Source organism: Bradyrhizobium sp. 604_D8_N2_3 (assembly GCF_051810765.1).
GTDB classification, from domain to species: Bacteria; Pseudomonadota; Alphaproteobacteria; order Rhizobiales; family Xanthobacteraceae; genus Bradyrhizobium; species Bradyrhizobium barranii.
Map to the genome: position 1 here is coordinate 1,171,307 of NZ_JBPWPM010000001.1, position 18,706 is coordinate 1,190,012.

Genomic DNA, 18,706 nt, shown 5'->3' on the forward strand with positions numbered 1-18,706 from the left:
GCCGGCGGACCGCGCGCGGTCCGCGTCTCGACGTCAGTGCAGCTCGCTGATCTTGATGCCGGTCGGTCCGAGAATGACGACGAACAGCACCGGCAGGAAGAACAGGATCATCGGCACCGTCAACTTCGGCGGCAGCGCGGCGGCCTTCTTCTCGGCCTCGTTCATGCGCATGTCGCGGTTTTCCTGCGCCATGACGCGCAAGGAATGCCCGAGCGGGGTGCCGTAGCGCTCCGCCTGCTGAAGCGCGAGACACACCGACTTGACGCCCTCGAGCCCGGTGCGCCGCGCCAGGTTCTCATAGGCGACCTTGCGATCCTGCAAATAGGACAGCTCGGCCGTGGTCAGGGTGAACTCCTCGGACAGCGCGATCGACTGGCCCACGATTTCGGTAGCGACCTTGCGGAACGCCATTTCGACCGACATGCCGGATTCGATGCAGATCAGGAGCAGGTCGAGCGCATCGGGGAAGGCGCGCTTGATCGATAGCTGGCGCTTGGAGATCGCATTCTTGAGGAACAGCATGGGCGCCTGAAGGCCGAGATAGGCCGCGCCGATGCAGATGCCGATCTTGATCGGCATCGACTGCTGCATATGCGCGATCAGGAACACGTAGATGATCGAGCCGACGAACAGCACGAGCGGAGCCACCATGCGGGCGAAGAGGAAGGTGATGTAGGGCGCCTGGCCGCGATAGCCCGCCATGATCAGCTTGTCGCGCGCGGCTTCCTGCGCGAGCCATTTGGTGAGGTTGAAGTCCTCGACGACCCGGGAGACGACCTGCTTCGGCGTTTGGCGCAGCGAGACCTTCTCGCTCTTGTTGAGGCGCTCGCGCTCGCGCTGGCGGATGCGCTCGCGCTCGCTCGCCACCGCCTTCATGCGCTTGGCGAGGCCTTCGCCGGCGAAAAGCGGCATCACCAGCGTATAGACGGTGGCGCTGGCGGCGATGGCCGCCAGCAGCATGGTCATGAAGCGGACGTCATGCAGTTTCGAAACGAGGAATTCGACCATACGGCACCATCAGAAATCGAAATTGATCATCTTCTTCATCACCATGATGCCGATCGACATCCAGACGACGCAGCCGACCAGCATGAGCTGGCCGGTCGGATGGGTCCAAAGCAGCGAGATGTAGTGCGGAGTCGTGAGATAGACGAGGAACATCACGATCGGCGGCAGCGAACCGATGATGCCGGCCGAGGCCTTGGCCTCCATCGACATCGCCTGGATCTTTTCCTTCATCTTCTTGCGGTCGCGCAGCACCTTGGAGAGGTTGCCGAGCGCTTCGGAGAGGTTGCCGCCGGATTTTTGCTGGATCGAGATGACGATGCCGAAGAAGTTGGCTTCCGGCAGCGGCATGCGCTCGTACAGACGCGAGCAGGCCTCGCCGAGCGGCATGCCGATCGCCTGGGTCTCGATGATGGCCAGGAACTCGCTGCGCAGCGGCTCGGGCGAGTCGGCGGCGACGACCTTGATCGACTCGAACAGCGGCAGGCCCGCCTTGATGCCGCGAACGATCACGTCGACCGCATCGGGCAGCGCTGCCAGGAATTTGTTTTCGCGTCGCTTCTTCAGGAAGCCCAGCGCCCAGCGCGGCAGGCCGAAGCCGCCGGCAAAGGCAAGGCCGGCGGCGCCAAGCAGGCCGCCGCCGACGAACATGGCGGCCGCGAACAGCACTCCCGCCACGACGGCGGACACGATCCAGAATTTCTGTGGCGTCCAGTCGAGCCCTGCCTGCGACAGGCGAACACCGAGCGGAACGCTCTTCTCCTGCTGGCGCCGCGCCTCGAGATCCTTGAGCGACGTCTCGACCTGCTCGCGGCGCGACCGCTGGCTCTTTTCGGTCTGCTTGGCCGCGGGCGCATCGGCGCGCGCGATCGAGGCACGGCGGTTTTCCGCCTTCCGTTCTCCGGACAGGAGCGGATAAAGGAACACCCAGGCGATGCCGCCGACGGCGGCGGTGGCTAGGAAGGCGAGGGCAAGGACCTGCATGTTCATGGCTGCGCCGATCTGCTCATGTCTTCGGCGCGACTTCCGCCGCATCGAGCGCGGCGGCAAGGCGCTTCTCGTCGCCGTAATAGCGCGCACGCTCCCAGAATTTCGGGCGGCCGATGCCGGTCGAGCGGTGCCGGCCGATGATCTTGCCGTTGGCGTCCTCGCCGACCATGTCGTAGAGGAAGATGTCCTGGGTGATGATGGTGTCGCCTTCCATGCCCATCACCTCGGTGATGTGCGTGATGCGGCGCGAGCCGTCGCGCAGGCGCGCGGCCTGGACGATGACGTCGATCGAAGCGCAGATCATCTCGCGGATGGTGCGCGAGGGCAGTGAGAAGCCGCCCATCGTGATCATGGATTCGCAGCGCGACAGTGCTTCGCGCGGATTGTTGGCGTGGAGCGTGCCCATCGAGCCGTCATGGCCGGTGTTCATGGCCTGGAGCAGGTCGAACGCCTCGGGTCCGCGGACTTCGCCGACGATGATGCGTTCGGGGCGCATACGCAGGCAGTTGCGCACCAATTCGCGCATGGTGACCTGGCCTTCGCCCTCGATGTTGGGCGGACGGGTTTCCAGTCGTACCACGTGCGGCTGCTGGAGCTGGAGCTCGGCCGCGTCTTCGCAGGTGATGATGCGCTCGTCGTGCTCGATGTAGTTGGTCAGGCAGTTGAGCAGCGTGGTCTTGCCGGAGCCGGTGCCGCCGGAGATCAGCACGTTGCAGCGGACGCGGCCGATGATCTGGAGGATTTCCGCGCCCTCCGGCGAGATCGCGCCGAACCTGACCAGCTGATCCAGCGTCAGCTTGTCCTTCCTGAATTTTCGAATGGTGAGCGTGGGCCCGTCGATCGAGAGCGGCGGCACGATGGCGTTGACGCGGGAGCCGTCGGCGAGGCGCGCGTCGCAGATCGGCGAGGATTCGTCGACGCGCCGGCCGACCTGGCTGACGATGCGCTGGCAGATGTTGAGGAGCTGCTGGTTGTCGCGGAAGCGGATGCCGGTGCGCTGGATCTTGCCGGCGACTTCGATGTAGACGGTGTCGGCGCCGTTGACCATGATGTCGGCGATGTCGTCGCGCGACAGCAGAGGCTCCAGCGGGCCGTAGCCGAGAACGTCGTTGCAGATATCGTCGAGCAGCTCTTCCTGCTCGGCGATCGACATCACGATATTCTTGATCGCGATGATCTCGTTGACGATGTCGCGGATTTCCTCGCGCGCGGACTCGGAGTCGAGCTTGGCGAGCTGGGCGAGGTCGATGGCCTCGATCAGCGCACCGAAGATCGTCGCCTTGACCTCGTAGTAATTGTCCGAGCGGCGGGATTCCATGGCCGGCGCCGGCCGTGCGGGGGCAAGCGGCGGCGAGGCGACGGCCGGCGGGGGCGGCGCGCGCGACACCGCAGGCGCCGGAGCCTGGGCAGGCTCTGGCGACACGGCGCCGGGCTTGGGAGCCCGAGTATCGGTGTCTGTTCCGCTACGCTTACCGAACACTTAACAACTCCATGCGGCGGCTTATTTTCCCCGCAACTTGTCAATCAGCGGTGAAAGCAAGGAAGACTTTTGCTTCTTCGTCTCGCTGCGGCCGGTCAGGCGCTGGGCGATCTGAAGGAACATCTCGATCGACTTGTGGTTGGCGGAGATCTCCGCGATCATCTGGCCGTTATTGGCGGCCGAGCCGAAGATCTGCGGCTCGAACGGGATCGAGACGACCGGCTGGCTCTCGATCGCCTTGGCGAACTCGGCGGCGGCAATTTCGGGCCGTTTCGGGACGCCGACCTGGTTCAGGCAGTAGAGCGGAGGCCGATCGTTGGGCCGCGAGGCCTTCAGCAGATCGAACAGGTTCTTGGTGTTGCGCAAATTGGCGAGATCAGGCGCCGCCACGATCAGGATGTCGTCCGCCCCGATCAGGGCGCGCTTGGTCCAGCCCGACCATTGATGCGGAACGTCGAGTACGATGCAGGGCATGGTGGAGCGCAGCGTGTCGAACACGGCGTCGAAGGCGTCGGTGCCGAAATCATAGACCCGGTCGAGCGTCGCCGGCGCCGCCAGCAGGCTGAGATGGTCGGTGCATTTCGATAGCAGGCGGTCGATGAAGGCGGTGTCGACGCGATCCGGCGAGAACACAGCATCCGCGATACCTTGCGGCGGGTCCTGGTTGTAGTCGAGCCCGGCGGTGCCGAAGGCGAGGTCGAGATCGGCGACGACCGAGTCCATTGCGAGGTCGCGCGCGATCGCCCAGGCGACGTTGTGGGAGATGGTGGACGCACCGACGCCGCCCTTGGCGCCGACCACGGCGATGATGCGGCCGACCGCCTTGGCTTCGGGCGCCGAGAACAGGTTGCAGATCGAGCGCACGACGTCGATCGCGCCGACCGGCGCGAGCACGTAGTCGCTGACGCCGCGGCGCACCAGCTCGCGGTAGAGCGTGACGTCGTTGATGCGGCCGATCACGACCACGCGGGTGCCGGCGTCGCAGACCGTGGCGAGATGGTCGAGGCCGGTCAGAAGATCGTTGCGGCCGTCGCTCTCAAGCACGATCACGTTCGGCGTCGGCGCCGAGCGGTAGGCTTCGATCGCCGCCGCCATGCCGCCCATCTGGATCTTCAGATGGGCCTTGCCGAGACGACGGTCCTCGCCGGCCGACTGCACCGCGGCAGCGGTCTCGACGGTCTCGCAGAAAGCCTGGACCGACACGCGCGGCGAGGGAGCAATATGCTCCTCGACCGGCGTCGGCGCCTCGGGCTGCTCTTGTTGAGTCTGGCGAGCGTAGCTGATCATTTGCCGGTGTCGCTGAGTTTGGCCTTCTCGGCCTCAGGATAGGTGGTCGCCGTCGTCGTTCCCTTGCGATACTTCTCGAAGGCCGTGGTGCGACGCGCCGTATAGGACGGCGTTTCAGGCCGCGGCTGCTCGAGGTCCGACGGATTGTCGATCATCGCCGCCATGTTGCGCTGATAGGCGCAGCCGTAATTGTAATAGTCCTTGTTCTCGAACCAGCTCTTGTTCTTCATCGAGGGGCCGATGTCGTCCGGCCACAGGCCACAGGGACCGGCGACCGCGGCGATCTTGGAATAGGTGAGCCGGATCGGCGGCAGGAAGCGCCTGTCTTCCGGCTGGTAGGGGCGAATGTTGACGCCGCGCGGCGGAACGCCCGCACCCGCCAGCATCGCCTGGATCTCGCGCATCGTGTCCGCGACCGGACGCGCGTTGGGCGTACCGGACGGCACGTCGATGCGGATGGCGCCGGTGCCTTCGTGCAGCCAGGCCGAGGCGACGCCCATCACGTCGGCGCGCTGGGCGGCGGTCAATCCGCCGCGGGCGTGGCCGACGAAGACAACGATCGAGCGGTTCTGCTCCTCGATCGCGATCGGATGGCGCTGCTTGTAATCGTCGGGGATGGAGGCCGTGACCGCTTCGTTGTGCTGGCAGCCGCCGAGGGCGAGCGCCATGCCGACGAGCGCGCCACCGAAACGGATGGCGCGTTTGCGAATCTGGGGTGGTGCTGTGATCATCGTGAAATCCCCGTTCCGCCTCAGTCAGTAATGAAGCCGTAGGTGCCGCGGTAGTTCTTGGCCGGTTCGGTCCGGCCGGGCACGCCGTAGATGCGGTTGATATTGCCGAGCAGCTCGGCCTGCGGGTCTGCAGGCGCGGCGAAGCCGTCATCCGGCCGCGACAGGTCCTTTGGCGACGCGGCGCGAACGACATAAGGTGTCACGATCACCACCAGCTCGGTCGCGTTGTTGACGAAGTCACGGCTGCGGAACAGCGTACCGAGGATCGGGAGCTGCATCAGTCCCGGCAACCCGCTGACCGCCTGCTTGGTCTGCTGCTGGATCAGGCCGGCCATGGCCATCGCGCCGCCGGAGGGAATTTCGAGCGAGGTTTCGGCGCGGCGGGTCTTGATCGAGGGCACCGTCAGCGAGTTCACCGAGTTCGAGGTCACAGCCTGCGACAGCGTGATCGAATTTTCGTTCGACAGTTCCGAGACCTCGGTCATCACGCGCAGGCTGATCTTGCCCTCGCTCAGCACGATGGGGGTGAAGTTGAGCGAGATACCGAACTTCTTGAAGCTGATCTGGGTGGTACAGACATGCGTGGTGGGATCGCACGCATAGCCCGCTGGTACCGGGAATTCGCCGCCGGCGATGAAGGTCGCGGACTCACCGGAGATCGCGGTCAGGTTCGGCTCGGCCAGCGTCCGGATGACGCCGGCGCTCTCCATCGCGCGCAGGGTCGCCTGCACCGACGGCGTCGCGCCGAACTTCGTGGTCAGGGCGTTGCCGTCCACCAGGTTCTTGCCGAGAGCCGTGAAGGGGTTGGAGTTGGTGAAGCTCACCACTGAGGTGCCGTAGTTCAGGTTCGCGGTGAGATCGATGCCAAGCTGCTTGATGATGGTGCGCGCGACTTCGGCGACGGTCACCTTCAGCATGACCTGGTCGCGGCCGCGGACCACGATCGAGTTCACCACCTTTTCGGCACCGCCGGCGAGGCGCGCGGCGAGATCATTGGCCTGCTGCGCTTCCAGCGGGTTCGCCGCCGAGCCGGTCAGGACGACACCGTCGCCGAGGCCGTCGATCTGGATGTCGGAATTGGGCAGGACCTGCTTGAGCGCTGCGCGCAGGCCGTTGAGGTCGCGCTTGACCGCGATGTCATAGGCCGCGATCTGCTGGCCGGCGGAATCGAAGAACACGATGTTGGTCTGGCCGACCGAGGCGCCGATGATGTAGGCGCGCTGCGACGAGCGGACCACCGCATTGGCGATCTTGGGATCGGCGACGAGCACGTCCTTGATGTCGCGCGGCAGATCGATCACGATCGACTTGCCGACGCCGAGCGAGAGGAAGCGTGCGTTCATCTGACCGTCGGCCGCGACCTGCGCCACGGGGCGGTAGTCGGCGGCGATCGCCGGGGTGAGCACCGGGTTGAGGGTCAGCGCGAAGGCGGCCGATAACGACAGGGCGCGGACCATTGAGGTTCGCATCGTCGCCAAATCTGCCCTGCATTTCATATCGACAGTCCTCATCGTGCCTTCGCCGTCGCGCTTGGGATGCCGTAGCGAATGATCGAAACGCCATCGCGCTTCGCGGAATCATCGAGCGTGATCTCGCTCATCTTGACGTCGGCGATGCTGCGCAGCGCCAGCGACAGCGTGCCGCTCTGCCGGGCCGCGGAGAGCGTCGCCGTCTGCGCGGGATTGAGCTCGAGCGTGACAGTCTTGCCCACCACGGCGTTCTGGCCGTCCTTTTCCTTCGGCGCCTGGTCGATGGCCAGCACGCGGACGTTGGCCAGGATGATCTCGGACGTGACGATGTCCTGGGCGCCGGCGCCCTGGTCGGCGTTCTTGAGGCGGCGCGTCAGAAGCACGTCGACGCGGTCGTTGGGCAGGATGAAGCCGCCCGCGCCGGTCTCCGGCGAGATCTCGGTCGAGATCGCGCGCATGCCGGTCGGCAGGATCGCCGCCATGAAGCCGGAGCCCTCGGCCCTGACCAGCTTCTGGTCGCGGATCGGCTCACCCTGGATGAAGGGCGCGCGGGCGATCGAGCCGATGACCTGGGTTGCGCCCTCGGGGCGCTCGTTGCGGCGGATGAAGGTGGAGCTGGCGGTCGCAGCCGGCCAGGTCTGCCATTGCACGTCTTCCGGCTTCACGGTCTGGCCGAGGCCGATGTCGTTCTTGGCGACCAGGACGTCGACGGTCGGAAGCTGTGCGACCGGAGCCGCCGGTGGCGGCGCAGAGTCCGAGCCGCTCGCCAGGTACGCGGCGACACCGCCGGCGCAGATGGCGACCGTCAGGACGACAATGCGTGCCCTATTCATACGCTTCACTTTCCACAAAACGCAGCGACGCAGCCGCCGCCGTAATCGGCAGTTGACCAGCTATTCGTCAAAGCATGGTTAATGAGGCGTATCTAAATCGGCTTAACGCCGGCTTACCCGGTGCGTTCAGCGCAGTGCGAGGTGAGCGAGGTCGATCGCCTTCACCCATTCGGTCTCCGGATAGACCATCAGCGCGCCGAGCGTGAGCGCGATGCCGTAAGGAATGCCGCTCTCCTTGTCGTGCAGCCGTGCCAGCCAGGCCTGGCCCGCCAGCCCGTAAGGCAATGGCCATTGCCGGAACTGGAGCAGGAGCAGCGTCAGGGCTCCGCCGAACAGCGAGGCGTAGAGCAGGAAATCCATCAATTGCGCGAAGCCGAACCAGAGCGCGACCGAAGCCGCAACCTTGGCGTCGCCGCCGCCCATCCAGCCCATCGCAAAGCAGCCGAAGGCCACGACGAGGAGCAGTGCGCCGGCGCCGACATGGCTCAGCATCTCGTAAGGTGCCATGCCACCGGCGAACGCGAGCACGAAGAAGCCCGCGATCAGCGCCAGCGACACGCGGTTCGAGATGGTCATCGTGAAGAGATCGCTCGCGGCGGCGAAGGCCATCAGGGCCGGGAAGAGCAGAAGGCGCGCAAGGTCGAGGATCATGGGCGGCGTCTTGAGCTTGGGTTCATCGCGGGATCGGGGTGTCGCCGCATGCTAGCCGGCAGTGCTAAACAAACCGACAACGGCGGCAGCGGCGCTGCGAGCAGGGACCTGCCGGAGACGCACTCACCAGATGCTGGCAATGCGCGCGGCGAGGACGGCCGTCGCGAGCAGCAGCGCAAGGCAAACCCAGTACGCCGGCGAAGAGGTCTCGGCCGCCTCCGCCTCGCTCGCCGCAACCGCGGCTTCGGTTCTGTACTCGCGTAACGCCACTGGAACTCGCCGCATTCAGAAAAACAAAGGCCCCGGAGGTCCGGGGCTTTTGCCGTCGTTGATCGGTTGCTTACTTCAGCGAGGAGCTGATCGAGCCGAACTTGGTGTTCAGCGAGCTGCCGAGGTTGTTGACGACGGTGATGATGGCCAGTGCGATGCCGGCGGCAATCAGGCCGTATTCGATGGCGGTGGCGCCGGATTCATCCTTCGCGAAACGCGCAATCAGGTTCTTCATGAACTAAACTCCGTCTGGGGTGTGATCGCCTCGTTCGGCGCTGTGCTTGACGCGATAAACATGAGATCCGAGCTCTTTCGGTAGAGTTAATTCGATCGGGCAAACCCGCTTCCAGCCCGATGCTTTTGCCCAGAGTGAATTTGGCCTTAAGGACGAAATCGAAATTCTTCCTGTTCCAAATGCGCCCCAAGCGCGCCGTGGACTTCACCCTCCCTTAAATTTCGGGGAGTAGGCCTAAGCGGGATCAGAAGTTTGGAAGAGAGGCGACGATGTCGAGCCTGCCCATGCAAGTTGCCTTGATGCTCGGCGAGACCATCCAGAAGATGGTCCCCGTCACCTTCGTGCTCGCGGCGGTCTTCACCGTGCTCGAGCATTTCTGGGCCTGCAATCCCGGCGCGCCGTGGTGGCGCAAGCGCGAGATCCTCACCGACATCTGCTACTGGTTCTTCGTTCCGGTGTTCGCCCGCACCATGCGGATCGGACTATTGATCGTCGGTGCCGGTGCCGTCTTCAACATCCACGATGCCGACGACCTGATCGCCTTCTACGACAACGGCCATGGCCCGCTGGCGCAGTTGCCGCTGTGGGTACAGGGCATACTGTTCCTGGTGCTGTCTGACTTCATGTTGTACTGGCTGCACCGGCTGTTCCACGACGGCGGATTCTGGAAGTACCACGCCATCCATCATTCGTCGGAGGAGATCGGGTGGATTTCCGCGGCCCGCTTTCATCCCGTCAATCTCATGCTCGGGACGATCGGCGTCGACGTCGTGCTGCTGATGGCCGGCATCTCCCCGAACGTCATGATCTGGCTCGGTCCGTTCACCACCTTCCATTCGGCCTTCGTGCACGCCAACCTGAACTGGACCTTCGGGCCGTTCAAATATGTGCTGGCGACGCCGGTGTTCCACCGCTGGCACCACACCGCGCTCGAAGAGGGCGGTGACACCAATTTTGCCGGGACGTTTCCGATCTGGGACGTGCTGTTCGGCACCTTCCGCATGCCGGAGGGGAAACTGCCGCAGGACTACGGCAAGGACGAAGCGACCATGCCGAAGGAGATCGGGGGCCAGCTCGCCTATCCGTTCCGCCAGTAAGGGATCTTCTGAGGCAGCAAAGCGCCAGTCCGTTCAAACAATAGTCGGCGAGTTTGCGGAACGTTCACGAATTAAGGGCAGGTTAGCCGGGTCGGGCACCGGCTCCGCTGTGTATCGAATCGCTTCTGCCGGTTTGTGACGTCCCGGGGGTAAGAATATGCGTAAAGAGTTGCTGCGCCGTCATGCGCGCGTTTGTCTTCTGGTTGCGGCTGCGGTGCTGGCATCGCCGGCCGCCAGCCTTGCCGAGGCGACCGCCGACACCATCGCCGTCAATGTCGACCAGGCCAAGCTGGTCCGGCTGCCCGGCAAGGTGGCGACCATCGTGGTCGGCAATCCCCTGATCGCCGACGTCACGCTCCAGCCCGGCGGCATGATCGTCGTGACCGGGAAGGGCTACGGTGCCACCAATTTCATCGCGCTCGACCGAGGCGGTGAGATCCTGGTCGACCGTCAGATCCAGGTCGAAGGTCCGAGCGACCGGCTCGTCACCGTCTATCGCGGGGTCGAGCGCGAATCCTACAGCTGCATGCCGCTGTGCCAGCGCCGCGTGACGCTCGGCGACAGCGACAACTATTTCAACAACACGATGAGCCAGGCCGGTTCGTTGAGCAACAACGCCAGCGGCAATGCTGGCGCGGCCGCCAAAACGAACTAGCAGGACGAACTCGCAAGACGAACTGGCAAGACGAACTGGCAAGACCGACGCGTCGTCCAGTTGCGTCTACGACAGCGCGGATGCGGCCGGTACGACCTGCTGAGTCCATCCGCTCTTTCGGACATGAAAAAAGGCCGTGCGTTGCGCACGGCCTTTTCCTGTTGCTTGCTCGCTAGAGCCGTCCGGGCCAAAGGCCCGTGGGCTCAACCGGCGGCGCGGAGGTTGTCCGCTGCCGACTTGCCGGAACGACGGTCGGCCACGATCTCGTAAGAGACCTTCTGACCTTCACGCAGCGTGCCGAGACCGGCGCGCTCGACGGCGCTGATGTGTACGAAGACGTCCTGGCCGCCATCGTCGGGCTGGATGAAGCCAAAGCCCTTGGTCGCGTTAAACCACTTCACGGTTCCCATGCTCACGGGGTAGTTCCTTCTCAGATGTGCAGTGTCGAAGCCTACTTTCGCAGGCGGGTTAGATCGAGTTTCTGGAAGGGTCGTCAGCGTGTCTGAACCGGCTGTACCGGTGGATGCCAATGTCGTCCGGCCGAAAATCGATGAGTGATTTTATTGGAATTAAGGCACCAAAACAATCCTGACGTGCACGATTTTTTGATCCGCCGCGATCGACACGGCGGATCAGCATACAGGTCGCGACCGATGTGCTGGAAGCGGATCAACGGCGGCGGAACTGGCCACCGCGCTGTCCGGGACGGGGAGGCCCGCCCACGCCACTCGGACGTTCGTCCTTGTGGCGGAAAATCAGCCGGCCCTTCTCGAGGTCGTAGGGCGACATTTCCACAGTCACGCGGTCACCCGCCAGCGTCTTGATGCGGTTCTTCTTCATCTTGCCGGCGGTGTAGGCGACGATCTCGTGCCCGGCGTCGAGCTGCACGCGGTAGCGCGCGTCGGGGAGGATTTCGGTGACCAGTCCTTCGAACTGGATCAGCTCTTCCTTAGCCATGAATTTCTCCAGGTCGTGGACGGCTAGTGCGAATAGGGTTTGCGGGTCGGTTGGCCCATCGGCCGACTCTCGCGGCGTAAAAAGGCCACGCCTTGTATCCCATCGGGCTTGCCGGCGCTATGCGCGGAACGCTGTTCCGGGCGCTCGGTTGGGGAAGAATGCGTCTTACCACCGGACCGTTGGCGGCGAGACCCCTTCGAGACCTTCTGGCTACCACCGGGACGTCCGTCAACATGCCTTCCGTCACCGTGCCGACCTTCGCCGGGCCTTCCGTCGCCATGCTTGCCGGCGCTATGGTGGCGTCCGTCGGCATGCCTTTCGTCGCTGCGTCGTCCGTCAGTGTGACGTCCCTCACCATGCCTTGCGCCTTGCGGGCGCTGGCCCGGGCGGCCCGGCCGGCCCTGTCGTTGCTGCGGCGGGGGCGGGCCCGCATCGCGGCGCCCGGCATCGGTGCGGTGATCCTCACGCGATAGCGTTACCTTGATCAGCCGCTCGATGTCGCGGAGATAGCTCAGTTCCTCGCCGCCGGCGACCAGCGAGATCGCGGTGCCTTCGGCACCGGCACGCGCGGTGCGCCCGATGCGGTGCACATAGGTCTCCGGCACGTTCGGCAGGTCGAAATTGATGACGTGGCTGATGCCGTCGACATCGATACCGCGGGCCGCGATGTCGGTGGCGACCAGGGTGCGGATTTCGCCGGAACGGAACTGGGCGAGCGTCCGCTCGCGATGGTTCTGTGACTTGTTGCCATGGATGGCGCTGGCGGCGATGCCAGCCTTCTCAAGTGTCTTCACGACCTTGTCGGCACCATGCTTGGTGCGGGTGAAGACCAGCGCGCGATTGACCGGCTCGTCCTTCAGGAGCTTGGTCAGGAAGGCGGGCTTGGCGGAGAAATCGACCTGGATGATGCGCTGGTTGATCCGCTCGGCGGTCGAGGACACCGGGGTCACCGCAACGCGGGCGGGGTCCCGCAGCATCGCGTCGGCGAGCTCGGCGATGTCCTTCGGCATGGTGGCCGAGAAGAACAGCGTCTGCCGCCTGATCGGCAGCTTGGCGACGATTTTGCGGATATCGTTGATGAAGCCCATGTCGAGCATGCGATCGGCCTCGTCGAGCACGAGGAATTCGACGCTTCCAAGCTTCAGTCCGTTGCTCTGCACGAGGTCGAGCAGCCGGCCGGGGGTCGCCACCAAAACCTCGAGGCCAGGCATCAGCGCGCGAACCTGGCGGCCCATCGGCACGCCGCCGATGGCGAGTGTCGAGGACAGCCGGATGTGGCGGCCGTAGGCGTTGAAGCTATCGAGGATCTGGCCGGACAGCTCGCGGGTGGGCGAGAGCACCAGCACCCGGCAGGTCTTCGGCTGCGGCTTGATGCGGTTCTCGAGCAGGCGGTGCAGGATCGGCAGCGCGAAGGACGCGGTCTTGCCGGTGCCGGTCTGGGCGATGCCGACGACGTCGCGGCCGGTCAGCGCCGTGGGAATCGTCTGGGCCTGGATGGGGGTGGGGGTGACGTAATTCTCTTCGGCGAGAGCACGCGCGATGGGTTCGGCAAGGCCGAAGTCCTGAAAGGAAGTCAAAAGATGGGTTCTTTCCATGTCGAAAGCGGGCGCCCAGCGCAATCAGCGGGGCACGGGCAATAAGGGTGTCGAATGGACACCTGCGTGTTTGGGGTGTCGGATGGCTTGATGGGATGGGGCAAGCCAGAGGCCCGGAAAGGGCTTAAGAACACGCGGCTCGCTACGACCCCTTGATTCGCAAGAGGTCTCGAACCTCCATATGGAACATTCAGGGGGCGGTTTCAAGGCAACGCGGCCTCAAACCGCGATTGCAGTGCAGAAATAGTTATGCCGGAAATTTAGACAGGGTTGCTGTTTTGCTTAAAAAATAACCTGTCTGCCGCATTGGCATACATTTTACTCGCCTAAGATTTGGGCAATTGGACTGCGGCGAAAGTTGGATTGCAGCGAAATTATATAATCTGACCAATAGGTTGGCATGTGCCCAGCCCATGGCATGGTTCTTGCGATTCCGTTAATCGCAGGCGGCCGTGGGGCCGTTTCGCAGCGTCTTTTTCACGTCTGCGTCAGGGAGATGATACATCCATGCTTAACAAATCCACTCACGATATAGCGGCGTCATTTAGCCGCCGTGGCGTTCTCGCCGCGACCGCCGGACTGATGATGGGTCTGGCTTCATTGACCGGCGCAAAGGCCGCGGACGACACCATCAAGGTCGGCGTCCTTCATTCTCTCTCCGGCACCATGGCCATCAGCGAAACCACGCTGAAGGACACCATCCTCTTCCTCATCGACGAGCAGAACAAGAAGGGCGGCGTCAACGGCAAGAAGCTCGAAGCCGTCGTGGTCGATCCTGCCTCGAACTGGCCGCTGTTCGCCGAAAAGGCGCGCGAGCTGATCACCAAGGACAAGGTCGCGGTCGTGTTCGGCTGCTGGACCTCGGTGTCGCGCAAGTCCGTGCTCCCGGTCTTCAAGGAGCTGAACAGCATCCTGTTCTACCCCGTGCAGTACGAGGGCGAGGAGAGCGAGCGCAACGTGTTCTACACGGGTGCTGCGCCGAACCAGCAGGCGATCCCCGCCGTCGACTATCTGATGAAGGACGAGAAGGTGAAGCGCTGGGTGCTCGCGGGCACCGACTACGTCTATCCGCGCACCACCAACAAGATCCTGGAAGCCTACCTGAAGTCGAAGGGTGTCGCCCAGGAAGACATCATGATCAACTACACGCCGTTCGGTCACTCCGACTGGCAGACGATCGTGGCCGACATCAAGAAGTTCGGCTCGGCCGGCAAGAAGACCGCGGTGGTTTCGACCATCAACGGCGACGCCAACGTTCCCTTCTACAAGGAGCTCGGCAACCAGGGCATCAAGGCCAAGGACATCCCGGTGGTCGCGTTCTCGGTGGGTGAGGAAGAGCTCGCCGGCATCGACACCAAGCCGCTGCTCGGTCATCTTGCCGCCTGGAACTACTTCCAGTCGATCAAGTCGCCCGAGAACGAGAAGTTCATCAAGGCCTGGCAGACCTACACCAAGAACCCGAAGCGCGTGACCAACGATCCGATGGAAGCGCACGTCATCGGTTTCGACATGTGGGTCAAGGCGGTCGAGAAGGTGAAGTCGACCGATCCGGACAAGGTGATCGACGCGCTGCCCGGCATCGAAGCCAAGAACCTGACCGGCGGCACCTCCAAGATGCTTCCGAACCATCACATCACCAAGCCGGTGTTCATTGGCGAAATCAAAGCCAACGGCCAGTTCGACGTGGTGTGGAAGACCCCGGGTCTTGTCGCAGGCGACGCCTGGTCGAAGGAGCTCGATGGCTCCAAGGACCTAGTCGGCGACTGGGTCGGCAAGAAGTGCGGCAACTTCAACACCAAGACCAACAAGTGCCTCGGCTCGGGCTCCTGATCCCGATCTGTCGGTTCATTGCACGACGGGAGGAGGCGGCTATTCCGCCGCCTTCTCCCCACTTCTGCCGGGGTGATTCAAAGTGCCAACCAATTTGTCCGCTCGTCTCTGTACCTTTGTCCTCTCGTTGTTTCTGATCGCGTTCGCACTGCCGGCCTTTGCCGGTCCGTTCGAGGATGCGGTCGCCAAATTCGCCAATGACGATTTCTCCGACACCGATGAGGCGATAGGCGTCGTCGCGAGCAGCGGCAACAAGCTGGCTTTCCCCATCATCAGCGCGCTCCAGGACGGTCGCCTCATGGCCGACCCTGATAGCAAGAAGGTTTACGTCACCAGTGCCGACGGCAAGTCGATCGATGCTGCGACCGGCGAGCCCGTCGCCAGCGTTCCCGATAGCGCCAGCGCGGTGCGCCTCAACAACCGCCTGCGCCGCAGCGTCGACGCTGCGATCGGCAGCCTGACGCTCCAGTCGCCGGATGTCGGAACGCGCCTCCAGGCGGCGCAATCCGTCTTCAAGTCGCACGAGGAGACCGCGCTCGAGCCGGTCGATGCCGCGCTCGCCAAGGAAACCAGCAAATCGGTCAAGGCCGCACTCGGCGATGCCCGCGCCGCGATCCTGCTGTTCAAGTCCGATGCCACCGAGGTCGAGAAGCTCGAGGCGGTCGCGACCCTCAAGGCGCGCGGCGACCAGGAGGCGATGGCGCTGCTGACAGGCATGGGCGATCAGCCGGCCTCGGTGACCAAGGCCGCTGCGAGCGCAATCAGCTCGATCCAGGGCTCGCTCGCGGTCTGGTCCACGGTGCAGAATGCCTGGTACGGCCTCTCGCTCGGCTCGGTGCTGCTGCTCGCCGCGATCGGGCTCGCCATCACCTTCGGCGTGATGGGCGTCATCAACATGGCCCATGGCGAGATGGTGATGATCGGCGCCTACACCACCTTCGTGGTGCAGGAGGTGATCCGCACCCGCTATCCCGCACTCTTCGATTATTCGCTCTTGATCGCCGTGCCGCTCGCCTTCCTCGTCGCCGGCGGCATCGGCGTGCTGATCGAGCGCAGCATCATCCGTTTCCTCTACGGCCGTCCGCTGGAGACGCTGCTGGCAACCTGGGGCCTGTCGCTGGTGCTGCAGCAGGCGGTGCGCACCATGTTCGGCCCGACCAACCGCGAGGTCGGCAATCCCTCCTGGATGAGCGGCGCGTTCGAACTCGGCCAGATCACCATCACCTATAACCGGCTCTGGATCCTCGTCTTCACGCTCGCAGTGTTCGCGATCCTGCTCGCGATGCTGCGCTACACCGCGCTCGGCCTCGAGATGCGCGCGGTGACGCAGAACCGCCGCATGGCGGCCTCGATGGGCATCGCCACCTCGCGCGTCGACGCGCTGACCTTCGGTCTCGGCTCCGGTATTGCCGGCATCGCGGGCGTGGCGCTGTCGCAGATCGACAATGTCAGCCCCAATCTCGGCCAGAGCTACATCATCGACAGCTTCATGGTCGTGGTGTTCGGCGGCGTCGGCAATCTCTGGGGCACGCTGGTCGGCGCCTTCACGCTTGGCATCGCCAACAAGTTCCTGGAGCCGGTCGCCGGCGCCGTGCTCGGCAAGATCGCGATCCTCGTTCTCATCATCCTGTTCATTCAAAAGCGGCCGCGCGGCCTGTTCGCGCTCAAGGGCCGTGCGGTGGAAGCATGACCCCCCACATGCTGACCAGGTCGCTGGACCGCGGCGCGACGATCTTTCTCGCCATCGTCGCGGCCTGCGGCATCCTCATCCCGCTCTCCAACCTGCTGCTGCCCGCGGGCTCGTTCCTGCAGGTGCCGACCTATCTGGTCGCGCTCTGGGGCAAATATGTCTGCTACGCGATCCTCGCGCTCTCGATTGACCTGATCTGGGGCTATTGCGGCATCCTCTCGCTCGGCCACGGCGCCTTCTTCGCGCTCGGCGGCTACGCGATGGGCATGTACCTGATGCGGCAGATCGGCACCCGCGGCGTCTACGGCAACCCGATCCTGCCCGACTTCATGGTCTTCCTGAACTATTCGAAGCTGCCCTGGTACTGGTACGGCTTCGACATGTTCTGGTTCGCGGCGCTGATGGTGCTGGTCGTCCCCGGCCTGCTCGCCTTCTGCTTCGGCTGGCTCGCCTTCCGCTCCCGCGTCACCGGCGTGTACCTGTCGATCATCACGCAGGCGATGACCTATGCACTGCTGCTCGCCTTCTTCCGCAATGATTTCGGCTTCGGCGGCAACAACGGCCTGACCGACTTCAAGGACATCCTCGGCTTCAACGTGCAGGCCGAGGGCACCCGTGCCGCGCTGTTTGCGCTGAGCTGCCTGGCGCTGATCCTGAGCTTCCTGATCTGCCGCTCCGTCGTGTCCTCCAAGCTCGGCAAGGTTCTGATCGCAATCCGCGACGCGGAATCGCGTAGCCGGTTCCTCGGTTACCGCGTCGAATCCTACAAGCTGTTCGTGTTCACGTTGTCGGCCTGCATGGCCGGCGTTGCCGGTGCGCTCTACGTGCCCCAGGTCGGCATCATCAACCCGAGCGAATTTGCACCCGGCAATTCGATCGAGGCGGTGATCTGGGTCGCGGTCGGCGGCCGCGGTACGCTGATCGGCGCTGCACTCGGCGCCGTCGTCGTCAACTACGCAAAAACGTTCTTCACCTCGGGCATGCTCGCGCCCTACTGGCTGTTCATGCTGGGCGCGCTGTTCATCCTGGTGACGCTGCTGCTGCCGAAGGGCATCGTCGGCACCTTCAATGCCTGGTGGGAGTCGTCAAAAGAAAAACGCACCGCAGCCAGCGCGAGCGCCGCGGCCGAAGATGGCGTCACCGAACCCAAGATGGCGGAGTAGGCGCAATGAACGTCATGGATACCCGCGCGACCTCCGCGATGCTCTATCTCGACGGCGTGCACGTCTCGTTCGACGGCTTCCACGCCATCAACAATCTGTCGCTGACGCTCGCGCCCGGCGAGATGCGCGCCATCATCGGCCCGAACGGCGCCGGCAAGACCACGATGATGGACATCATCACCGGCAAGACCAAGCCCGACGAGGGCACGGTGCTGTTCGACGGCGTCACCGATTTGACGCGTCTGGACGAGACCCGCATCGCCGAGCTCGGCATCGGCCGCAAATTCCAGAAGCCGACCGTGTTCGAGAGCCAGACCGTGCAGGACAACCTCCTGCTCGCGCTCAATGTCGACCACAGCGTCAAGGGCACGCTGTTCTGGCGCGGCAGCAGGGCGGAATCGGAGCGCATCGACAAGGTGCTGGAGACGATCCGCCTCACCGACGCCCGCAACCGGCTCGCCGGCAGCCTCAGCCACGGTCAGAAGCAGTGGCTCGAGATCGGCATGCTGCTGGCGCAGGATCCGAAGCTGCTGCTCGTCGACGAGCCCGTCGCGGGCATGACCGACGTCGAGACCCATCTCACCGCCGAGCTGCTGAAAGAGATCAACAAGACCCACACCGTGATGGTCGTCGAGCACGACATGACGTTCGTGCGCGAGCTCGGCGTCAAGGTCACCTGCCTGCATGAAGGCACCGTGCTTGCGGAAGGAACCATCGACCAGGTCTCGTCCAACGAGCGGGTCATCGAAGTCTATCTGGGGCGCTGAG

19 protein-coding genes are annotated in these 18,706 nt (G+C 64.1%); 6 read left to right on the plus strand and 13 right to left on the minus strand.

Annotated features, from left to right (window positions below; translation table 11 throughout):
* Nucleotides 1-33 precede the first annotated feature (33 nt).
* The 10 genes from AB7245_RS05505 to AB7245_RS05550 all read right to left on the minus strand — a co-directional run bounded on the left by AB7245_RS05505 (nucleotide 34) and on the right by AB7245_RS05550 (nucleotide 8,951).
* Entirely contained in the window at nucleotides 34-1,008 is a 975-nt protein-coding gene (locus tag AB7245_RS05505; protein WP_063980966.1) for a type II secretion system F family protein, read from the minus strand.
* Nucleotides 1,009-1,017: 9 nt separating this feature from the next.
* Nucleotides 1,018-1,995 (minus strand): type II secretion system F family protein, encoded by a 978-nt coding sequence (locus tag AB7245_RS05510; protein ID WP_063980967.1) that lies wholly within the window; start codon nucleotides 1,993-1,995, stop codon nucleotides 1,018-1,020.
* Nucleotides 1,996-2,011: 16 nt separating this feature from the next.
* Complete coding sequence (locus tag AB7245_RS05515; protein WP_071916702.1) at nucleotides 2,012-3,475, minus strand: CpaF family protein; 1,464 nt, start codon at nucleotides 3,473-3,475, stop codon at nucleotides 2,012-2,014.
* 21 nt (nucleotides 3,476-3,496) lie between these two features.
* Nucleotides 3,497-4,762 carry an AAA family ATPase gene (locus AB7245_RS05520; RefSeq protein WP_085401885.1) on the minus strand — a complete coding sequence of 422 codons (1,266 nt, stop codon included), beginning with the start codon at nucleotides 4,760-4,762 and terminating at the stop codon, nucleotides 3,497-3,499.
* A complete protein-coding gene (locus AB7245_RS05525) occupies nucleotides 4,759-5,493 on the minus strand; it encodes a CpaD family pilus assembly protein (protein WP_085401884.1) in 735 nt (244 codons plus the stop codon). Before AB7245_RS05525 ends, AB7245_RS05520 begins: the two co-directional genes overlap by 4 nt.
* Before the next feature lie 20 nt (nucleotides 5,494-5,513).
* Nucleotides 5,514-6,989 (minus strand): type II and III secretion system protein family protein, encoded by a 1,476-nt coding sequence (locus tag AB7245_RS05530; protein ID WP_085401900.1) that lies wholly within the window; start codon nucleotides 6,987-6,989, stop codon nucleotides 5,514-5,516.
* An 11-nt stretch (nucleotides 6,990-7,000) separates the two neighbouring features.
* Nucleotides 7,001-7,795 (minus strand): Flp pilus assembly protein CpaB, encoded by a 795-nt coding sequence (gene cpaB / locus AB7245_RS05535; RefSeq protein ID WP_063980971.1) that lies wholly within the window; start codon nucleotides 7,793-7,795, stop codon nucleotides 7,001-7,003.
* A gap of 126 nt (nucleotides 7,796-7,921) precedes the next feature.
* Nucleotides 7,922-8,446: an A24 family peptidase gene (locus AB7245_RS05540; RefSeq protein WP_014498226.1), complete on the minus strand. Its 525-nt coding sequence runs from the start codon at nucleotides 8,444-8,446 to the stop codon at nucleotides 7,922-7,924.
* 123 nt (nucleotides 8,447-8,569) lie between these two features.
* Entirely contained in the window at nucleotides 8,570-8,716 is a 147-nt protein-coding gene (locus AB7245_RS05545; protein WP_167768029.1) for a hypothetical protein, read from the minus strand.
* A 70-nt stretch (nucleotides 8,717-8,786) separates the two neighbouring features.
* Nucleotides 8,787-8,951 carry a Flp family type IVb pilin gene (locus AB7245_RS05550; protein WP_014498224.1) on the minus strand — a complete coding sequence of 55 codons (165 nt, stop codon included), beginning with the start codon at nucleotides 8,949-8,951 and terminating at the stop codon, nucleotides 8,787-8,789.
* Nucleotides 8,952-9,220: 269 nt separating this feature from the next.
* Here AB7245_RS05550 and AB7245_RS05555 point away from each other — a divergent pair, with 269 nt between their 5' ends.
* Together AB7245_RS05555 and AB7245_RS05560 are read left to right on the plus strand one after the other, a co-directional pair.
* A complete protein-coding gene (locus AB7245_RS05555; protein ID WP_085401882.1) occupies nucleotides 9,221-10,048 on the plus strand; it encodes a sterol desaturase family protein in 828 nt (275 codons plus the stop codon).
* Nucleotides 10,049-10,205: 157 nt separating this feature from the next.
* Complete coding sequence (locus AB7245_RS05560) at nucleotides 10,206-10,703, plus strand: pilus assembly protein N-terminal domain-containing protein (protein ID WP_063980973.1); 498 nt, start codon at nucleotides 10,206-10,208, stop codon at nucleotides 10,701-10,703.
* A gap of 203 nt (nucleotides 10,704-10,906) precedes the next feature.
* Here the strand turns inward: AB7245_RS05560 and AB7245_RS05565 are convergent, their stop codons facing one another.
* From AB7245_RS05565 to AB7245_RS05575, 3 genes are all read right to left on the minus strand, one after another.
* Complete coding sequence (locus AB7245_RS05565) at nucleotides 10,907-11,119, minus strand: cold-shock protein (protein WP_028148374.1); 213 nt, start codon at nucleotides 11,117-11,119, stop codon at nucleotides 10,907-10,909.
* A gap of 253 nt (nucleotides 11,120-11,372) precedes the next feature.
* Complete coding sequence (gene infA, locus AB7245_RS05570) at nucleotides 11,373-11,660, minus strand: translation initiation factor IF-1 (protein ID WP_008131890.1); 288 nt, start codon at nucleotides 11,658-11,660, stop codon at nucleotides 11,373-11,375.
* Between the two features lie 23 nt (nucleotides 11,661-11,683).
* On the minus strand, nucleotides 11,684-13,255 hold the full coding sequence (locus AB7245_RS05575) for a DEAD/DEAH box helicase (RefSeq protein WP_085401881.1): 1,572 nt from the start codon (nucleotides 13,253-13,255) through the stop codon (nucleotides 11,684-11,686).
* Nucleotides 13,256-13,762: 507 nt separating this feature from the next.
* Here AB7245_RS05575 and urtA point away from each other — a divergent pair.
* From urtA to urtD, 4 genes are all read left to right on the plus strand, one after another.
* The gene (gene urtA / locus AB7245_RS05580; protein ID WP_063980975.1) at nucleotides 13,763-15,085 is read left to right on the plus strand and encodes an urea ABC transporter substrate-binding protein; all 1,323 of its coding nucleotides are present in this window, start codon (nucleotides 13,763-13,765) and stop codon (nucleotides 15,083-15,085) included.
* A gap of 82 nt (nucleotides 15,086-15,167) precedes the next feature.
* A complete protein-coding gene (gene urtB, locus AB7245_RS05585) occupies nucleotides 15,168-16,775 on the plus strand; it encodes an urea ABC transporter permease subunit UrtB (RefSeq protein WP_085401880.1) in 1,608 nt (535 codons plus the stop codon).
* Nucleotides 16,772-17,938: an urea ABC transporter permease subunit UrtC gene (gene urtC, locus AB7245_RS05590; RefSeq protein ID WP_085401879.1), complete on the plus strand. Its 1,167-nt coding sequence runs from the start codon at nucleotides 16,772-16,774 to the stop codon at nucleotides 17,936-17,938. Before urtB ends, urtC begins: the two co-directional genes overlap by 4 nt.
* 5 nt (nucleotides 17,939-17,943) lie before the next feature.
* Complete coding sequence (urtD, locus tag AB7245_RS05595; RefSeq protein WP_014498216.1) at nucleotides 17,944-18,705, plus strand: urea ABC transporter ATP-binding protein UrtD; 762 nt, start codon at nucleotides 17,944-17,946, stop codon at nucleotides 18,703-18,705.
* Nucleotide 18,706: the final 1 nt, after the last annotated feature.

Bases quoted from the DNA above. Each gene is read 5' to 3' on its own strand.
- AB7245_RS05525 (WP_085401884.1), bottom strand. From the start codon at position 5,493: ATGATCACAGCACCACCCCAGATTCGCAAACGCGCCATCCGTTTCGGT.
- infA (WP_008131890.1), bottom strand. From the start codon at position 11,660: ATGGCTAAGGAAGAGCTGATCCAGTTCGAAGGACTGGTCACCGAAATC.
- urtA (WP_063980975.1), top strand. From the start codon at position 13,763: ATGCTTAACAAATCCACTCACGATATAGCGGCGTCATTTAGCCGCCGT.
- AB7245_RS05505 (WP_063980966.1), bottom strand. From the start codon at position 1,008: ATGGTCGAATTCCTCGTTTCGAAACTGCATGACGTCCGCTTCATGACC.
- AB7245_RS05540 (WP_014498226.1), bottom strand. From the start codon at position 8,446: ATGATCCTCGACCTTGCGCGCCTTCTGCTCTTCCCGGCCCTGATGGCC.
- AB7245_RS05575 (WP_085401881.1), bottom strand. From the start codon at position 13,255: ATGGAAAGAACCCATCTTTTGACTTCCTTTCAGGACTTCGGCCTTGCC.
- AB7245_RS05520 (WP_085401885.1), bottom strand. From the start codon at position 4,762: ATGATCAGCTACGCTCGCCAGACTCAACAAGAGCAGCCCGAGGCGCCG.
- AB7245_RS05555 (WP_085401882.1), top strand. From the start codon at position 9,221: ATGTCGAGCCTGCCCATGCAAGTTGCCTTGATGCTCGGCGAGACCATC.
- urtC (WP_085401879.1), top strand. From the start codon at position 16,772: ATGACCCCCCACATGCTGACCAGGTCGCTGGACCGCGGCGCGACGATC.
- AB7245_RS05560 (WP_063980973.1), top strand. From the start codon at position 10,206: ATGCGTAAAGAGTTGCTGCGCCGTCATGCGCGCGTTTGTCTTCTGGTT.
- AB7245_RS05530 (WP_085401900.1), bottom strand. From the start codon at position 6,989: ATGAAATGCAGGGCAGATTTGGCGACGATGCGAACCTCAATGGTCCGC.
- AB7245_RS05510 (WP_063980967.1), bottom strand. From the start codon at position 1,995: ATGAACATGCAGGTCCTTGCCCTCGCCTTCCTAGCCACCGCCGCCGTC.
- cpaB (WP_063980971.1), bottom strand. From the start codon at position 7,795: ATGAATAGGGCACGCATTGTCGTCCTGACGGTCGCCATCTGCGCCGGC.
- urtD (WP_014498216.1), top strand. From the start codon at position 17,944: ATGAACGTCATGGATACCCGCGCGACCTCCGCGATGCTCTATCTCGAC.
- AB7245_RS05550 (WP_014498224.1), bottom strand. From the start codon at position 8,951: ATGAAGAACCTGATTGCGCGTTTCGCGAAGGATGAATCCGGCGCCACC.